Consider the following 16,699-nt stretch of genomic DNA (forward strand, 5'->3'; position numbering starts at 1 on the left):
TCGTCGCCGTACGGCTATCCCAGCGCGCGCAGTCCCGGCACGAAGGCCACGAGCAGCGGAACCACCGGGACCAGAGCGGCGGCCGCCGTCAGCCGCAGCCGGCGGGCGGGAGTGAGTCGGGGCACCGGCGTCAGCAGCCTGTTCACGCGCTGCGGCAGCTGCGCCCCCGGTGTCGGGCACGGACCGAACACACCGCGTTCCTCGTTCAGTTCGACCAGGGCCAGCGCGATCGTCAGCCGGCCGAACCGCCGCGAAGCGACGTCGTCGGCCGCCAGCTCGACCAGCCGGTGCATCTCGTCACGGAACGCGGCGAAGACCGGGATCTGCGGAAAGCCGTTGGCCAGCGCGGCCGAGCAGTGCAGCAGCCAGTCGTGCCTGGCCCGTGCGTGGCCCTGCTCGTGAGCGAGCACCGCGTCGAGCTGGCGGCCCTTCAGCCGCCGCAACGCCGCTGTCGTGATGACCAGCTGGGGCGCGGCGCCAGGCAGCCACCAAGCGTCCGGCCGCTCGGCCTCCAGGACGACCAGGGGCTCACTGCCGGGGACCTCGTCCGGCATGAGCGGCGAGCGCACGAGCAGCTCGGCGCGTTGCCGCTTGCGCCGAGCATGCGCCCGGTGGATCTCCCGCGCCAGCATGGCTCCGGTCCACAGGCCGCCGCAGGCCAGGACCACGGCGAGGGCGGCGGACCATGTCCCGTTCGTCCCGAGCGCGTACGCCTCGACGACACCGTGCGGCGCGGACGCGAAGACGTGGCCCCGCACCAGCTGCCAGGCGGCGGCAGCGCTGAACGTCATGGAGAGGGCGAACGACAGCAGCACGGCGGCGACCACGCACTGCCACACCCACAGGGCGACGACGGGCTCGCGCTCCGGCCAGTCGGCACGCGACACGAGGCGCGGAGCGACGACGGCGGCCAGTGCGCCGAGCAGCAGCAGCGCGAGCGAGACCATCATGGGGGCAGCCTATGAGCGCGGAGCTACTTGCGGGTATGCCCGTGCGCGTCAAGTGACGCACGCCACGGCGGCGGATGCGGCGGCGGGCGCGGGCCGTCTCTCGCAGGGCAACGACCCTCACAGGGCCAGCAGCATCACCACCATGGCCGTCGCCATCGAGACCCTGCAGGCCGGTACCAACTCGGGCCGCGAACCGGCCGGATCCGCCACCGGGACCGTGCCGCCGCCCACCGGGGCGAGCGGTACCAGCCGGGGGCCGGAGCGCAGCACGTATCCGGCGAAGTAGAGGAGCAGCACGCCGGTGAGGAGCGGGACGCCGCCGGCCGTGTGCGCCCCGTGTGCGCCCGTACCGGCCATCGCGGCCGCCATGTAGACCATCGCCAGGCAGCCGACGGCATGGTGGAGATGGCGCCCGCCGTTCCTGACGGGCCGCATGGCGTGCCCCGCCGCCGCGCCGAACACGACCGCGTACACCACCCAGTGCCAGCTCGGCAGGGTGAACACGGTGGCGGGCACGGCCATCGCCGCCATGCCGAGTCCCATCAGGGCTTCGCCGCCCGCCGCCCTTCTGTCCGGTCCTCGGCAACCGCGCATCCGGATCAGGCAGTACAGACCGGTCGCGGTGCACAGCACCATGAGCAGCCAGCCGGACATCGCGGGTCCGTGCACGGCGTACCTCCCCTTCGGCCGGCCTCGGCGGCGGTCGAGGAGTCGATGCCCGCCTCCCGTCCGCGTACGCGAGCGCACGGGGGTACGGGGGAGTACACGGAGGCGCGAGGGGAGCGCGGCGAGCGCACGAGAGCTCACGGCGGACCGGCTCGGGGCGTGTGCGCGGCCCGGGTTACTCTCGTGCCGATCGCACCCGTTGGAACGGAGCCACTCCATGGACACCGCCCCGCCCAGGGACTCGGCCGAGCTCACCTACCGCGACGCGGCCCAGGCAGACGTACCGGCTCTCGTCGCGCTGATCGAGTCGGCGTACCGCGGGGAGTCGAGCCGCGCGGGCTGGACCTCGGAAGCCGACATCCTCGGTGGGCAGCGCACCGACCCGCAGGGGGTGCGCGAGGTCATCACCGCCCCCGGCAGCCGTCTGATGATCGTCGAAGGGGACGGGGAGCCGGTCGCCTGCTGCCAGCTCGAGCACCGCGGCGACGCCGCCTACTTCGGCATGTTCGCGGTCCGCCCCGACCTCCAGGGCGCCGGTCTGGGCCGCAGGATCATCGCGGAGGCGGAGCGCAGAGTGCGCGAGACCTGGGGCGTGAGCGAGATGCACATGACGGTGATCTCCGTGCGAGAGGACCTGATCGCCTGGTACGAGCGCCGCGGCTACCGCCGTACGGGCCGGATGACCCCGTTCCCGTACGGCGACGAGCGGTTCGGCGTTCCGCGGCGCGACGATCTCGCCTTCGAGCTCCTGGTGAAGGTCCTCGTCTGAGCGACCGGCCCCGGGAGCGCCCGCCGGTTCGACGGCAGTGCCGGCGAGCCCGGGAAGGGGCGGTCAGGCCGTGAAACGGCCGGTGCGCCGGATCTCGGGGAAGTCCGTGGTCGCGCCGTCGAGCTCGAGGGCGCGCACCAGCCGCAGATGCTCCTGGGTGTTGACCACCCAGCCGATCACCCGCAGCCCCTCGGCGTGCGCCGTCTCGACGGTCTCCAGCGTCAGCCTGCGGATGTTCAGCGCCAAGGCGTGGGCGCCGACGGCCTTCGCCCGGTCCGTGATGTCGGCGCCCCAGCGGCTGGCGATCAGCACCGTGCGCACCCCGGGCACCAGCGCGGAGATCTCGGCGATCGCGTCGTCGTGGAACGAGGAGACCTCGACCCGGGGCACCAGATCGCGCCGGCGCATCACCTCGGCCAGCGCACGTGCCGCGGCCACGTCCTTGATCTCCGCCTGGAGCGGGCACCGCACGGCGTCGAGAACCTCCTCGAACACCGGCACCCGCTCGCCGCCGCCCGCGTCGAGCTGACGCAGCTCGGCGAGCGTCAGCTCGGCGATGGAGCCGCTTCCGTCGGTCGTGCGGTCCACGTCGGCGTCGTGCATGACGGCGAGCGCGCCGTCCTTGCTCAGATGCAGATCGAGTTCGATGGCGTCCATGCCGGCCTGCTCGGCGCGGACGAAGGAACGCAGGGTGTTCTCCGGCTCGACGCCCATGACCCCGCGATGACCGATGGTGAGGAAAGTCAAGATTCTCTCGCTTCCGTCGACGGCGGCTCCCGCGGGACGCAGCCCGGCGCCCGGCGGTACCGAGGCAGCCTAACGGCCCCTCCCGGAGACGGAACCGCTCGCGCGCGGGGTGTCCGGAAGCCGCACACCGACGGCGTCAACGGCGTGCGGACCGCAGGGCCCAGGTCCCCTTCACCCGTGCGTGGGCGAGTCCTCCGGGAGCTTGACGCGGACGGACCCTTCCGGCCCCGGTGGGCACCGATGTGGTCGCCATGAGCACCCGCCACCGCAAAAACTGCGGCGATCATAGGGGTCGCGCAGGATAATTTCCCCCACCCGCACTTGTGGGTGAGAACCGCACATGGATACGGTGTCTTGACGCGAGGTTCTCCTGTGGAGGAAGTGACATGACGGAAATTCTTGTGCAGGACGTGGCTGCAGGGGGCATATCCCACGCCGGCCCGGTGGTAGGCCGTCCGAGCTGGACATTGCTCAAGAATGCCGTCGAAGAGATCCGCCCCTGGCAGTCCCAGGACGGCTCGATCGACTTCGGCGCTGACGGCGCGCCCTCCCGCACGGACGCGGAGGCCGCCGTGAAGCGTGTGATCGGCGCGGTGGAGGACCTTTCCCCGCTGCTCCCGCACGACGCGGCGTACCACCGCGCCCTCGTCGCCGACCTGCGCAAGTGGGCCGACGCGGGCTTCACCGTGCCGGACTTCCTGGACTCGCTGCTCGCCTTCCAGCCGGCCGCCTCCCGTGAGGACGGACTGCGGCACCTGGTCGTCTTCCCCATGTACACGCAGAACGGCAACCCCGACCGCAACCTCGAGGCGGTCGTCCTCAAGATGGTGTGGCCCGAGTGGCTCGCCGAGCTCGAGCGCACCCGCTACGACAACCCGCTCTTCTGCGGCATCACGTTCGAGGACTTCACCGCCGGTTACGACACCAACTCCGCGGTGCTCTTCCCCGAGACCATCGCCGTGCGCGAGGCCCCGGAGCGCTTCACCTGGGGCGGGATCTTCTGCGACCGCGAGGCCGCCCGCTTCCGCGCCGTCACCGACGAGGCCGTGCGGGTGCTCGGTCTGGAACTGCCCGAGGACATCCGGGAGATGGTCGCCGACCAGAAACGGTGCGAGCAGGCCTTCGTGCTCTGGGACATGGTGCACGACCGCACCCACAGCCACGGCGACCTGCCCTTCGACCCGTTCATGATCAAGCAGCGCCAGCCGTTCTGGATGTACGGCCTGGAGGAGCTGCGCTGCGACCTCACCGCCTTCAAGGAGGCCGTGAAGCTGGAGGCCGAGGGCAACCCGCACGGCCGTGACGTGCAGTACGCGGTGCTCTTCGACCGCATGTTCCGCTTCCCGGTGACCGGTGACCGGGTGCGCAACTACGACGGCCTCGGCGGCCAGCTGCTCTTCGCCTACCTGCACAAGCACGACGTCGTCCGCTGGACCGACAACACCCTGAAGATCGACTGGGAGCGTGCCCCGCAGGTCACCAACCAGCTCTGCGGCGAGATCGAGACGCTCTACCGCGAAGGCATCGACCGGCCGAAGCTGGTCCACTGGTTCGCCGCGTACGACCTGGTCTCCACCTACCTCGCCCCGCACCCCGGGTCGCGCTGGGCCAAGGGCCCCGACGCTCTCGACCTGACGCTGCCGCCTCGTAAGCTCGTGGATGACGTGCTTCCGGACGAGTTTCCGCTGAGCATGTTCTATGAGGCGCTCTCCAAGAAGCTGAAGAACGTGATCGCCTCCACCAAGGGGATCACCGCCGCTTCCGCTCCGGGGGCTGCCGCGTGAGCTCTCGAACCGAGGAGGCGACCAGCATGGAAACCAACGGCAGTGGCGCCCTGGAAGGTGCGGTGATCGCGGTGGCCGGCGCGGCCGGTCCCGCGGGCCGGGCCACCCTGCTCCGGCTCGCCGAGGCGGGCGCCGTGGTCGTCGCCTCCGACGCCGACGCCCAGAGGCTCGCCGAGGCCGTGGACGCGGCCAGGTACGCCCACGGCGGAGCCACCGTCACCGGTGACACCGTCGACCTGCTCGACCTGGGCGCCGCCCGCGAGTGGGCCGACAAGACGGAGAAGGAGTTCGGCCGGATCGACGGGCTGGTCCACCTGGTGGGCGGCTGGCGTGGCAGCGCCTCGTTCACCGAGACCAACCCCGCCGACTGGGAGCTGCTGGAGAAGCTGCTGATCCGCACCGTCCAGAACACGTCGCTCGCTTTCCACGACGGTCTGATGCGTAGCGACAAGGGCCGCTACCTGCTGATCAGCGCTGCAGGAGCGAGCAGGCCCACGGCGGGCAACGCGGCGTACGCGGCGTCCAAGGCCGCCGCGGAGGCGTGGACGCTGGCCCTCGCCGACTCGTTCCGCAAGGCGGGGGGCGAGCAGGGCCCGAAGGCCGCTGCTGCCATCCTGGTCGTCAAGGCACTGGTGCACGACGCCATGCGCGCCGAGCGTCCCAATGCGAAGTTCGCGGGCTTCACCGACGTGACGGAGCTGGCCGACGCCATCACCGGACTCTGGGGCCGCCCCGCTCAGGAAGTGAATGGACAGCGTCTGTGGCTGACCCCCGAACCGTAAAGACCGACGCACGGCGCCACCACGACCCGTCCGTGCGCGGTTTCGCCAGCGACAACTACGCGGGTGCCCACCCGGAGATCCTCGCCGCGCTCGCCCTCGCCAACGACGGCCACCAGGTCGCCTACGGCGAGGACGAGTACACCGACCACCTCCAGCGTGTCGTCCACAGTCACTTCGGCCCGACGGCCGAGGCCTTCCCGGTCTTCAACGGCACGGGCGCCAACGTGACCGCGCTCCAGGCGCTCACCGACCGCTGGGGCGCCGTGATCTGCGCCGAGTCGGCCCACATCAACGTCGACGAGGGCGGCGCGCCGGAGCGCATGGGCGGGCTGAAGCTGCTGACCGTGCCCACGCCGGACGGCAAGCTCACGCCCGAGCTCATCGACCGGCAGGCGTGGGGGTGGGACGACGAGCACCGGGCCATGCCGCAGGTGGTGTCGATCACCCAGAACACCGAGCTGGGCACCGTCTACACCGTGGACGAGATCCGCGCGATCGTCGCCCACGCCCACGGCCACGGCATGAAGGTCCATCTCGACGGGGCCCGCATAGCCAACGCCGCGGCTTCTCTGAACGTGCCCATGCGGGCCTTCACCAACGCCGTCGGGGTCGATGTCCTGTCCTTCGGTGGCACGAAGAACGGCATGCTCTTCGGCGAGGCGGTCGTCGTCCTGAATCCGGACGCGGTCAGCCACATGAAGCATCTGCGCAAACTCTCCATGCAGCTCGCCTCGAAGATGCGCTTCGTCTCCGTGCAGTTGGAGGCGCTCCTCGCCAAGGACCTGTGGCTGCGCAACGCCCGGCACTCCAACGCCATGGCCCAGCGGCTCGCGGACGGTGTGCGCGCGGTGGACGGGGTGGAGATCCTCTACCCGGTGCAGGCGAACGCCGTCTTCGCGCGGCTGCCGCACGACGTCAGCGAGCGGCTGCAGAAGCGCTTCAGGTTCTACTTCTGGGACGAGGCGGCCGGCGACGTGCGCTGGATGTGCTCGTTCGACACCACGGAGGACGACGTGGACTCCTTCCTCCAGGCGCTCAAGGAAGAGATGGCGCGCCGACCCTGAGCAAGGTCCTTTCGCCTGCATAAATATACGGCCGACCGATAAGTCATTGACTGTCGGTCGGTCGTCTTTCTATGCTCCCCGGCCATGGAGTTCATCCAGCGAGACCCGGGCTTTCGGCCTATTTGGCTGCTGACGATGTCATCGACCACGACCACCCGATCGTTCGAGAGGTCGCCGCCGACCTGGCGCGCCAAGCAGCCGATTCATACGTATACGCCCAGGCTGCGTACGAGTACGTCCGTGACGCCGTACCCCACTCGCACGACACGGGCGACCCGCGGGTCACCTGGCGCGCCTCCGACGTACTGCGGCGGCGCACCGGCATCTGCTACGCCAAGTCCCACGCGCTGGCCGCGCTGCTGCGCGCCGAGGACATCCCGGCTGCCCTGTGCTACCAGCGGCTGGAGGGGGTGGTGCACGGCCTGGTGGCGGTGCGCTTCCATGGGGCCTGGCACCGTCAGGACCCCAGGGGCGGCCGGCCCGGTGGGTCCGTGCCGTTCTCGCTGACGGGGGAGCGGCTGCCGTTCACGCCGCGACCGGAGTCCAGTGATTTGGACTACCCGGTACTCTATGCTGCACCGCACCCCGTGGTCCTGGAAGCCCTCCGCAAGGCTCCCGACCGGGCGCGTCTGTGGCAGACGCTCCCGACCTCCCTCTAGAAGTTCGAGGAAGCAGACGATGACTCTCCGCCTCACCGTGTCCGACGACGTGCGCGCGCTCGCGCCGGGCTTCACCCTTGTCGCCGTCGAGGCGCACGGGCTCACCAACGGACCCAGCAACGAGGTCAGTTCGGCGCTCCTCGACGAGGCCGCGCGCCGGCTCGCCGGCCGCCTCGACGGGCGGGCGCCCTACGAGGATCCCGGCATGGCCGCCTGGCGCGAGGCCTACGCGGCGTTCGGCGCCAAGCCGTCCCGCACCCGCAACTCGGCGGAGGCACTGGCCCGGAGGGCGCTCGCGGACGGTGGTCTGCCGCGGATCAACGTCCTGGTCGACGCCTACAACGCCATCAGCGTGGCGCACCTGATCCCCGTCGGCGGCGAGGACACCGACCGGATCAAGGGCGGCGTGAGACTCGTCAGGGCCACAGGGCGGGAACCGTTCGTCACCGTGGCGGGCGGCGAGGAGACCATCGAACACCCGGAGCCCGGCGAGGTCGTCTGGTGCGACGACGAGGGTGTCACCTGCCGGCGCTGGAACTGGCGCCAGGGGGTGCGCACCCGGCTTACGGAGGACTCGGTGAACGCCCTGTTCCTGCTCGAAGGGATGGGCCCCGCGGCGGGCGACGAGGCGGCGGCCGCAGCCGCCGAACTCGCCGAATCGCTGGCGAAGCTGAGCCCGGGGGCGCGGGTCACCGTTCATGACCCGGACAGGCCCTAGGCGTGCTGTCCGGGCAGGCGGGCGCTCAGTGCGCCTCGCGGACCTCTGCGGGCGTGGGGGCCGTGCCGCCGAGGTGGGCGGGCACCCACCAGGTGTCGGCCGCGTCCCTGGGGCGCACGGGGTAGGCGCGCTGTGCGGCCTCGAGCAGGTCCTGGACGCGCTCGCGCAGCCGCCGGGTGATCGCGCCGGCGTACTGGTCGGTGGGCGCCTCGAGGGGCTCGCCGACGCGGATGGTCACAGGGATGTGGGAGCGCTTGAAGTTGCGCGGCCGGCCCTTGGTCCACAGCCGCTGCGTGCCCCACAGAGCCATCGGGATCAGCGGGACGCCCGCCTCCTGTGCGAGCCGCGCCGCACCCGACTTGAACGACTTGAGCGTGAACGACTGGGAGATCGTCGCCTCGGGGAAGACGCCGACGATCTCGCCGGAGCGCAGCGAGTCCAGCGCGTGCGCGTACGCCGCCTCGCCCTGCTTGCGGTCCACGGGGATGTGCTTCATCCCCCGCATCAGCGGGCCGGAGATCTTGTGGCGGAAGACCGACTCCTTCGCCATGAAGCGCACCAGACGCTTCTGCGGCAGGGCGCCGAGGCCGGTGAAGATGAAGTCCAGATAGCTGATGTGATTGCTGACCAGCACCGCTCCGCCGGTGCGCGGAATGTTCTCCGACCCCTGAGTGTCGATCTTCAGGTCGAGCGCCTTGAACATCGTGAGAGCGGCGCCGATGACCGGCCGATAGACGAGCTCTGCCATGGGGGGAGGACCCTTTCGTCACGCCCGGGGAGGGTTCGCCCGGTTGGAAGTTACGCAGCCGTAGGTTTTCGGCTTTGGGCCGATCGTGCCCCATGTGCGCCGTGCTGACCAGTCCTGGACCGCCGCGGGCGCGAGATTCTCGTCACTTCGTGGACGGGAACCCCGCCACCGGCGCGGCCTGCGGGAATCCCCGCCTGGCCGGGAACGCTGCACTTCGGGGAAGTGGACGCACGGAGCACGGCGGAAGGCGGAGACGGTGCGCGGACAGGACGCGGAACGACGGCTGGGCGCGCCGGAGCTGGGCCGACGACGGGGCGAGCGCGCCACTCTCGTCCAGTTCTCCACCGCCTTCTGTCAGCCCTGCCGTGCCACCCGGCGCATCCTCGCCGACATCGTCGCGATGGTCGACGGAGTCGTCCATGTCGAGATCGACGCCGAGGACCGTCTCGCCCTTGTACGCGAACTCGGCATCGAGAGCACGCCGACCGTGCTGGTGCTCGACGCCGCCGGACGGATCGTCACCAGGGCGTCCGGCACGCCTCGTAAAGCCGATGTCATCGCCGCGCTGGGGCGGGCGATATGACGCCCGTGACCCTGGTCGCACCTTCCGGGGCGCACTTGACTGTGTACGCCATGTATCGCCAGGCTGGCTTCCGTGCTTCCAGAACTCCTTCTCGACGGGCGGGTTCATGCCGATCTCTCCCGTGACGCGAGCGCTCGCTGTCAGGCTGCCCGTGCAGCCGCAGTCGCATAGTCCGCTCCCCAAGAAGGAACACTCGATGACGGCCTCGCCCGATCTCGGCGCCGCTCAGCTCGCCTCTCCCGACCTCCTGCGCTCGGTCTTCCGGCAGCACGCCGCAGGTGTGGCGGTGATCACCGCGGCGGGCCCGCGTCCGGTCGGATTCACCGCGACCTCGCTCACCTCCGTAGCGGCCGAGCCGCCGCTGATCTCGTTCGGTGTGGGCACCGGCTCCTCCAGCTGGCCCGTCGTCGCGGAGGCCGGACATGTCGGCGTGCACATACTCGGCGAGCATCAGCGCGACCTGGCCGCCACCTTCGCCCGCAGCGGCGCCGACCGCTTCGCACCGCCGACGAGCTGGCGTGTCGGGCCGGAAGGTGTCCCCGTGCTGGACGGTGTGCTTGCCTGGATGGTGTGCCGGGTCGTGGCCCGGGTGCCCGCGGGTGACCATCGCATCGTGATCGCCGAGGCGGTCGTAGGGGATCCGGCGGGCGGCGGCCGGCCACTGCTTTACCACCAGGGACGCTTCACCGCTCTGCGGGAGTGAACTGTACGGAGGCGGCGGACACTCCGTTGTCAAGGTCACAGTGCAAAGCGCTTGCTTAGCGGGAACACACTGGGTGTACTGACGAGTAATATTTCGTTCGGAGCGCGGCCCGCCCCGACCGGGATCCGCCCCATCGGACGCCTATGCTGCGTTCACAAGGCAGTCCAGTAGAGACGATGCAGTAGGAGAGCCGGCGTGAGCCTGAGGATCGTTGTCTGTGTGAAGTACGTGCCCGACGCCACCGGCGACCGGCACTTCGCCGATGACCTGACCGTCGACCGCGACGACGTCGACGGCCTGCTGTCGGAGCTGGATGAGTACGCGGTCGAGCAGGCGCTGCAGATCGCGGACGAGGCGGACGATGCCGAGGTCACCGTGCTGACCGTCGGCCCCGAGGACGCCAAGGACGCGCTGCGCAAGGCGCTGTCCATGGGTGCCGACAAGGCCGTCCACGTCGAGGACGACGACCTGCACGGCTCCGACGTCATGGGCACCTCGCTGGTGCTCGCGAAGGCGATCGAGAAGACCGGTTACGACCTGGTCATCGCCGGCATGGCCTCCACCGACGGCACCATGGGCGTGCTGCCGGCGATCCTCGCCGAGCGTCTGGGCGTCCCGCAGGTCACCCTGCTCTCCGAGGTCTCCGTCGAGGACGGCACCGTGAAGGGCCGCCGCGACGGCGACACCGCCAGCGAGCAGCTCGAGGCGTCCCTGCCGGCGGTCGTGTCCGTGACGGACCAGTCGGGCGAGGCCCGTTACCCGTCCTTCAAGGGCATCATGGCCGCCAAGAAGAAGCCGGTGGAGTCCCTGGACCTCGAGGACCTCGAGATCGACGCGGAAGAGGTCGGCCTCGAGGGCGCCTGGACCAAGGTCGACTCGGCCGCGGAGCGCCCGGCCCGCACCGCCGGCACGATCGTCAAGGACGAGGGCGAGGGCGGCAAGCAGCTCGCGGAGTTCCTCGCGAGCCAGAAGTTCATCTAGAGGCTTCGGCCCTCTACCGCCCCCTTCATACTTCGCAAGCAGGAGAGAAGAAGTCCCATGGCTGAAGTTCTCGTCTACGTCGACCACGTGGACGGCGCCGTCCGCAAGCCCACCCTGGAGCTGCTGACGCTGGCCCGTCGCATCGGCGAGCCCGTCGCCGTCGCTCTCGGCTCCGGTGCCGAGAACACCGCCGCCGCGCTCGCCGAGCACGGCGCGGTGAAGGTGCTCACGGCCGACGCCCCCGAGTTCGCCGAGTACCTGGTAGTCCCGAAGGTGGACGCGCTGCAGGCCGCGTACGAGGTCGTCTCCCCGGCCGCCGTGCTCGTCCCGTCCTCCGCCGAGGGCAAGGAGATCGCGGCCCGCCTCGCGGTCCGTATCGGTTCCGGCATCATCACCGACGCCGTCGACCTCGAGGCCGGCGACGAGGGCCCGGTCGCGACGCAGTCCGCGTTCGCCGCGTCCTTCACCACCAAGTCCCGCATCACCAAGGGCACCCCGGTCATCACGGTCAAGCCCAACTCGGCCGCCGTGGAGGCCGCCCCGGCTGCCGGCGCCGTCGAGGCGCTGTCCGTCTCCTTCTCCGAGAAGGCCACGGGCACCAAGGTCGTCTCGCGCACCCCGCGTGAGTCGACCGGCCGCCCGGAGCTGACCGAGGCCGCGATCGTCGTCTCCGGCGGCCGTGGCGTCAACGGCGCCGAGAACTTCTCGATCATCGAGGCGCTCGCCGACTCCCTCGGTGCCGCCGTGGGTGCTTCGCGCGCCGCCGTCGACGCCGGCTGGTACCCGCACACCAACCAGGTCGGCCAGACCGGTAAGTCCGTGTCGCCGCAGCTGTACATCGCCTCCGGCATCTCCGGCGCGATCCAGCACCGCGCGGGCATGCAGACCTCGAAGACCATCGTGGCCATCAACAAGGACGCCGAGGCCCCGATCTTCGACCTGGTCGACTACGGCGTGGTCGGCGACCTCTTCGAGGTCGTCCCGCAGCTGACCGAAGAGGTCAAGACCCGCAAGGGCTGATCTGCAGGTTCTTTTCGGCCCGGGGCCGCGCGGTGGTTCTCCACCGCGCGGCCCCGGTCCGTTCCGGGGGACCATTGACGCAGATCACGGCCGCCCATTAACTTCATTCAACAGAATGTTGAATCCGTGATGCGGAAACCACGGATCCCGAAGTGTGCGGAGGGTGTGGGAATGGGTCAGCAGGAGAAGGTGGCGACGAGCCTCGCGGGCGCGGTCAGCGAGGGCATCAGCGCCTCCCTGGCGACGGTGGACGCCGAACTCGCCCGCCGCTACCCCGGAGATCCGGGCACCCGCCAGCCCGTCCACACCGTCTACGTCCCCGGCAGCGACTTCGCCGCGGGCACGATCCGCTCGTGGGGCGACCAGGCACTCGCCGCGCTCGACGAGCACGCGCCCGACGCCCGCACCTTCGCGCGCGTACTCGGCCTCGCGGACGAGCTCGCGGAGCCCGTGTACACGCGCGTCCGCGCCAAGCTGGAGCGCGAGCCGATCGAGGACCTGCGCGTCGACTTCGAGGACGGCTACGCCGGCACCGACGAGGATGCCGACGCCGCACGCACCGCGCGGCTGATCTCCGAGGCCTACGAACAGGGCACCGCCGCCCCGTACATGGGCATCCGCATGAAGTGCATGGAGGCCGCCGTACGCGACCGCGGCATCCGCACCCTCGACATCTTCCTCACCGGCCTGATCGAACGCGGCGGGCTGCCCGACGGGCTCGTCCTGACGCTCCCCAAGGTCACCTACACCGAGCAGGTCACCGCCATGGTGCGACTCGTCGAGGAGTTCGAGAAGGCCCGCGGCCTGGAGCCCGGCCGCATCGGCTTCGAGATCCAGATCGAGACCAGCCAGTCGATCCTCGCCGCCGACGGCACCGCCACCGTCGCCCGGCTGATCGACGCGGCCGAGGGCCGGGCCACCGGACTCCACTACGGCACCTTCGACTACAGCGCCTGCCTCGGCGTCAGCGCGGCCTACCAGTCCAGCGACCACCCCGCCGCCGACCACGCCAAGGCCGTCATGCAGGTGGCCGCAGCCGGCACCGGAGTACGCGTGTGCGACGGATCAACCAACGTGCTGCCCGTCGGGCCCGCCGAGAAGGTCCACGACGCCTGGCGCCTCCACTACGGCCTGACCCGCCGCGCCCTCGCCCGCGCCTACTACCAGGGCTGGGACATGCACCCCGGCCACCTTCCCACCCGGTACGCCGCCGTGTTCGCGTTCTACCGCGAGGGCTTCGAGCAGGCAGCGGCCCGCCTCGCCGCCTACGCCGGCCATGTGGGCGGCGACGTGATGGACGAGCCCGCCACCGCCAAGGCGCTCAGCTCCTACCTGCTGCGCGGCATCGACTGCGGCGCCCTCGACGAGGCGGAGGTCAGCGGCCTGACCGGCCTCGACCGCGCCGCTCTCGACCGCTTCGCCCGGCCGCGTCGCGGCGACCTGACCGCCACAGCCGGGTAATACCCGGCGTCCGCTGTGCGCTGCCCCCTCTAGTCTGTGATCCGTCACTTTCGGACACGAGGAGCGGGGCAGCGGTGTCAACGGGGGAGAACGAGCGGCTGGCCGGGCGCTACCGGCTGGTCGAACAGCTGGGCCGCGGCGGCATGGGCGTCGTCTGGCGGGCGGTCGACGAGGTGCTCGGGCGCGAGGTCGCCGTCAAGGAACTGCGCACGTACACCGACTCGTCGGCGCCCGAACTGGCCGACCTGACCGTGCGGATGCAGCGCGAGGCCCGGGCCGCCGCCCGCGTCCGGCATCCCGGCGTCATCGCCGTGCACGACGTCGCGGAGCACGAGGGCCGGCCGGTCATCGTCATGGAACTCGTCGACGGCCCTTCGCTCGACGACGTGCTGAACACCCGCGGCGTGATGGACCCGCGGGAGGCCGCCCGCATCGGCGCGAGCGTGCTCGAGGCGCTCGGCGCCGCGCACCGCGCCGGCGTGCTGCACCGGGACGTCAAGCCCGGCAACGTCCTGCTGGACCGCTCGGGCCGTGTCGTGCTCACCGACTTCGGCATCGCGGCGATGGACGATCCAGGCGACGGCTCCACGTCCCATCTCACCCGCAGCGGGGAGATCGTGGGCTCCCTCGACTATCTGGCACCCGAGCGCGCCCAGGGCCACGACCCGGGTCCGGCCTCCGACGTGTGGGCGCTCGGCGCCACCCTGTACGCGGCGGTCGAAGGTTCCTCGCCGTTCCGCCGCACCTCCACCTGGTCGACGCTCACCGCGATCGTCGCCGAGCCGCTGCCGGAGCCCCGCAGCGCCGGTCCGCTCGCGCCGGTACTGCGGCAGCTGATGCAAAAGGACCCGGCGCAGCGGCCCGGCGCCGACGCGGCGGCGCGGATGCTGTCGGCCGTCGCCGCCGGGGAGGATCCCGCCGGACACACGGCGCCGCTCGGGCCGGCGGCGGACGGGCCGCGGGACCAGGTGCCGCCCAGGGTGCCGACGGTGCTCAACGCGGCGCCGTACCAGCCGCAGGGCTTCGGTCCCGCCGAGTCCGCGCCCGCCACGGGCGGTGCGGTGCCCGGTCCAGCGACGTCGTATCCGCCGCAGAGAGCCGGCACCCCCGGGGCGGGCGCCGCTGGGACCGCGGAACCCTTCGGCCGTTCCGACGGCCGACCGGTACGGCACGGTCGCAGCAAAGTGATGATCGCCGCGGCGGTCGCCGCGGTCCTGTTCGCCGGTGGCGGCGTGACGTACGCGCTCGTCGGCAACGACGGCAGCGGCACCGGTGGCGAACTCGCGGGCGGCGAGGCCGCCGGCCCCTCAGCCGGTGGGAACCCTTCCGGTGACACGCCGGGTACCGGCCCGGCGGGCGAGCGGTCCCCGACCGCCGACAGCGGGTCCGACGACAAGGGTACGAACGGGAAGACGCCCCCGTCGCCGTCCTCGAAGGCGCCCGCGCCAGGCGACACAGCGGCCGGATCGGACGCCGGAGGAACGACCGGCGGAAGCGGGAGCGGCGCGGACGGTGGCTCCGACGGCGGCGCCTCCGGCGGTTCCACGGGCGGGTCCACCGGAGAGAGTTCGACCAGCGGCGGAGCGACCGGCGGAGGCGGCACGACAGGCGGCGGCGACGCCGAGCCCGCACCGGCCTGCCACGCGATCGGCGCCGGCAAGTACAACTGCCGGGTGTGGAAGACCGCGCAGTCCTACAACGACGGCGGCGCCCAGGTCGGTGTCCTCGACGCGGGCACCAACTACTTCTACTGCCAGTCGAACCTCGGCCGCCGCGAGACCTCCGGCGAGTGGACCAACGTCTGGTGGGCCAAGACGGACGACGACAGCGGCAACCGCAACGTCTGGGTGAGCGACGTCTACGTCCAGGGCGGCGCCAACGACGAGCCGGTACCGGGCCTCCCCGTCTGCTGACCCCTGCCGTCCCGGCCGGGCCCGCCCGGTCAGGACGGCGGCGGGATCTCTCCGGAGCCGCGCGGCACGAGCACCGTTTCCAGCGCCACCTGGGCCGGCTCGTCGTTCACGCCGTCGAGCCTGCGGAACAGCCGCTCCGCCGCGGTGCGCCCCAGCGCCGCGGCGTCCTGGGCTATGACGGTGATGCCGAGCAGGTCCGCGAGCTCGATGTCGTCGAACCCGACGAGGGCGACGCGTCGGTCGTGGCCCGCGAGGACGCGCACGGCGGTCACCGTCACCCGGTTGTTGCCGGCGAAGATCGCGGTGACCGGCTCGGGGCCCGCCAGCACCGACTTCACCGCCTCCTGCACCCGCTCGGGGGCCGTCGAGCCGAGGGCTACCCACGAGTCGTCCGTCACCAGACCCGCGTCTTCCATGGCGGCCCGGTAGCCGCGCAGCCGCTCCACGGCGGTGTGGATGCGCGGCTGGTCGCCGATGAAGGCGATACGGCGGTGGCCGTGCGCGATCAGATGCGCCACACCGGCCCGCGCGCCGCCGAAGCTGTCGGAGAGCACCACGTCCGCGTCGATCCGGCCCGGCGGACGGTCGACGAACACGGTGGCCACACCCGCCTTCATCTCCGGCTCCAGATAGCGGTGGTCGTCGCCCGCCGGAATCACGATCAGACCGTCCACCCGGCGGGCGCACAGCGCCAGCGCCAGCTCCTGCTCCCGCTCCGGGTCCTCGGCGCTGGAGCCGTTGATGAGCAGCGCTCCGTGGGCCCGCGCGACCTCCTCGACCGCGCGGCTCAGCGGACCGTAGAACGGGTCGGCGAGATCCTCGAGAACGAGGCCGATGGAGGCGGTGCGGCCTTTGCGCAGCACGCGCGCGCTGTCGTTGCGGCGGAAGCCGAGGGACTCGATCGCTTCCTGCACCCGGCGCTCGGTGTCCGGAGTGACACCGGGCTCGCCGTTGACCACGCGCGACACCGTCTTCAGCCCTACGCCGGCCCGTGCCGCCACATCCTTCATCGTGGGCCGGTTCCCGTAGCGGGGCTCGGGGCCGCGAGGGCCGCCCGGAGGCGTCGGGGGACGGGTCGAATCGGCCACAGTGCGCTGTCCTTCGGGGTCTCGGCGGTCACGTTCTTCGTATTTGTAGCGTGTGGCGTCGAG

17 protein-coding genes are annotated in these 16,699 nt (G+C 71.4%); 12 read left to right on the forward strand and 5 right to left on the reverse strand.

What is annotated here, in order from left to right; translation table 11 throughout:
- Positions 1-14 precede the first annotated feature (14 nt).
- Both GLX30_RS31120 and GLX30_RS31125 read right to left on the reverse strand, forming a co-directional pair.
- Positions 15-950, reverse strand: a complete 936-nt coding sequence (locus GLX30_RS31120; RefSeq protein ID WP_159694279.1) for a M56 family metallopeptidase — start codon at positions 948-950, stop codon at positions 15-17.
- Between the two features lie 117 nt (positions 951-1,067).
- Positions 1,068-1,619: a DUF5134 domain-containing protein gene (locus tag GLX30_RS31125; RefSeq protein WP_159694280.1), complete on the reverse strand. Its 552-nt coding sequence runs from the start codon at positions 1,617-1,619 to the stop codon at positions 1,068-1,070.
- 214 nt (positions 1,620-1,833) lie between these two features.
- Here GLX30_RS31125 and GLX30_RS31130 point away from each other — a divergent pair, with 214 nt between their 5' ends.
- A complete protein-coding gene (locus GLX30_RS31130) occupies positions 1,834-2,385 on the forward strand; it encodes a GNAT family N-acetyltransferase (RefSeq protein WP_159694281.1) in 552 nt (183 codons plus the stop codon).
- Between the two features lie 63 nt (positions 2,386-2,448).
- Here the strand turns inward: GLX30_RS31130 and GLX30_RS31135 are convergent, their stop codons facing one another.
- Complete coding sequence (locus tag GLX30_RS31135) at positions 2,449-3,132, reverse strand: glycerophosphodiester phosphodiesterase family protein (RefSeq protein WP_159694282.1); 684 nt, start codon at positions 3,130-3,132, stop codon at positions 2,449-2,451.
- A gap of 386 nt (positions 3,133-3,518) precedes the next feature.
- Here GLX30_RS31135 and GLX30_RS31140 point away from each other — a divergent pair, with 386 nt between their 5' ends.
- From GLX30_RS31140 to GLX30_RS31160, 5 genes are all read left to right on the forward strand, one after another.
- The gene (locus GLX30_RS31140; RefSeq protein ID WP_159694283.1) at positions 3,519-4,916 is read left to right on the forward strand and encodes a DUF6421 family protein; all 1,398 of its coding nucleotides are present in this window, start codon (positions 3,519-3,521) and stop codon (positions 4,914-4,916) included.
- Between the two features lie 26 nt (positions 4,917-4,942).
- Positions 4,943-5,698, forward strand: a complete 756-nt coding sequence (locus GLX30_RS31145; RefSeq protein ID WP_159694284.1) for an SDR family NAD(P)-dependent oxidoreductase — start codon at positions 4,943-4,945, stop codon at positions 5,696-5,698.
- Positions 5,677-6,762, forward strand: a complete 1,086-nt coding sequence (locus tag GLX30_RS31150) for a low specificity L-threonine aldolase (protein ID WP_159694285.1) — start codon at positions 5,677-5,679, stop codon at positions 6,760-6,762. Before GLX30_RS31145 ends, GLX30_RS31150 begins: the two co-directional genes overlap by 22 nt.
- Positions 6,763-6,833: 71 nt before the next feature.
- On the forward strand, positions 6,834-7,421 hold the full coding sequence (locus tag GLX30_RS31155; protein ID WP_159694286.1) for a transglutaminase family protein: 588 nt from the start codon (positions 6,834-6,836) through the stop codon (positions 7,419-7,421).
- A gap of 19 nt (positions 7,422-7,440) precedes the next feature.
- Complete coding sequence (locus GLX30_RS31160; protein ID WP_159694287.1) at positions 7,441-8,139, forward strand: phenylalanine--tRNA ligase beta subunit-related protein; 699 nt, start codon at positions 7,441-7,443, stop codon at positions 8,137-8,139.
- Positions 8,140-8,164: 25 nt separating this feature from the next.
- On the opposite strand, the gene GLX30_RS31165 is transcribed toward GLX30_RS31160, so the two are convergent.
- Positions 8,165-8,887, reverse strand: a complete 723-nt coding sequence (locus tag GLX30_RS31165; RefSeq protein WP_159694288.1) for a lysophospholipid acyltransferase family protein — start codon at positions 8,885-8,887, stop codon at positions 8,165-8,167.
- 256 nt (positions 8,888-9,143) lie between these two features.
- Here GLX30_RS31165 and GLX30_RS31170 point away from each other — a divergent pair, with 256 nt between their 5' ends.
- The 6 genes from GLX30_RS31170 (at position 9,144) to GLX30_RS31195 (ending at position 15,548) form a co-directional block, all read left to right on the forward strand.
- Positions 9,144-9,470: a thioredoxin family protein gene (locus GLX30_RS31170; protein WP_244258332.1), complete on the forward strand. Its 327-nt coding sequence runs from the start codon at positions 9,144-9,146 to the stop codon at positions 9,468-9,470.
- A 196-nt stretch (positions 9,471-9,666) separates the two neighbouring features.
- Positions 9,667-10,173, forward strand: coding sequence for a flavin reductase family protein (locus tag GLX30_RS31175; protein WP_159694289.1), 507 nt, complete (start codon positions 9,667-9,669; stop codon positions 10,171-10,173).
- A 195-nt stretch (positions 10,174-10,368) separates the two neighbouring features.
- Positions 10,369-11,154: an electron transfer flavoprotein subunit beta/FixA family protein gene (locus GLX30_RS31180; RefSeq protein WP_159694290.1), complete on the forward strand. Its 786-nt coding sequence runs from the start codon at positions 10,369-10,371 to the stop codon at positions 11,152-11,154.
- Positions 11,155-11,211: 57 nt separating this feature from the next.
- Positions 11,212-12,174 (forward strand): electron transfer flavoprotein subunit alpha/FixB family protein, encoded by a 963-nt coding sequence (locus GLX30_RS31185; protein ID WP_159694291.1) that lies wholly within the window; start codon positions 11,212-11,214, stop codon positions 12,172-12,174.
- Between the two features lie 171 nt (positions 12,175-12,345).
- Positions 12,346-13,635 (forward strand): aldolase/citrate lyase family protein, encoded by a 1,290-nt coding sequence (locus GLX30_RS31190; protein ID WP_159694292.1) that lies wholly within the window; start codon positions 12,346-12,348, stop codon positions 13,633-13,635.
- 74 nt (positions 13,636-13,709) lie between these two features.
- Entirely contained in the window at positions 13,710-15,548 is a 1,839-nt protein-coding gene (locus GLX30_RS31195; protein WP_159694293.1) for a serine/threonine-protein kinase, read from the forward strand.
- 29 nt (positions 15,549-15,577) lie between these two features.
- Here GLX30_RS31195 and GLX30_RS31200 read toward each other — a convergent pair whose 3' ends face one another.
- Complete coding sequence (locus tag GLX30_RS31200) at positions 15,578-16,558, reverse strand: LacI family DNA-binding transcriptional regulator (RefSeq protein WP_159695342.1); 981 nt, start codon at positions 16,556-16,558, stop codon at positions 15,578-15,580.
- Between the last annotated feature and the right edge of the window lie 141 nt (positions 16,559-16,699).

The organism is Streptomyces sp. Tu 2975, from assembly GCF_009832925.1.
Classification (GTDB): domain Bacteria; phylum Actinomycetota; class Actinomycetes; order Streptomycetales; family Streptomycetaceae; genus Streptomyces.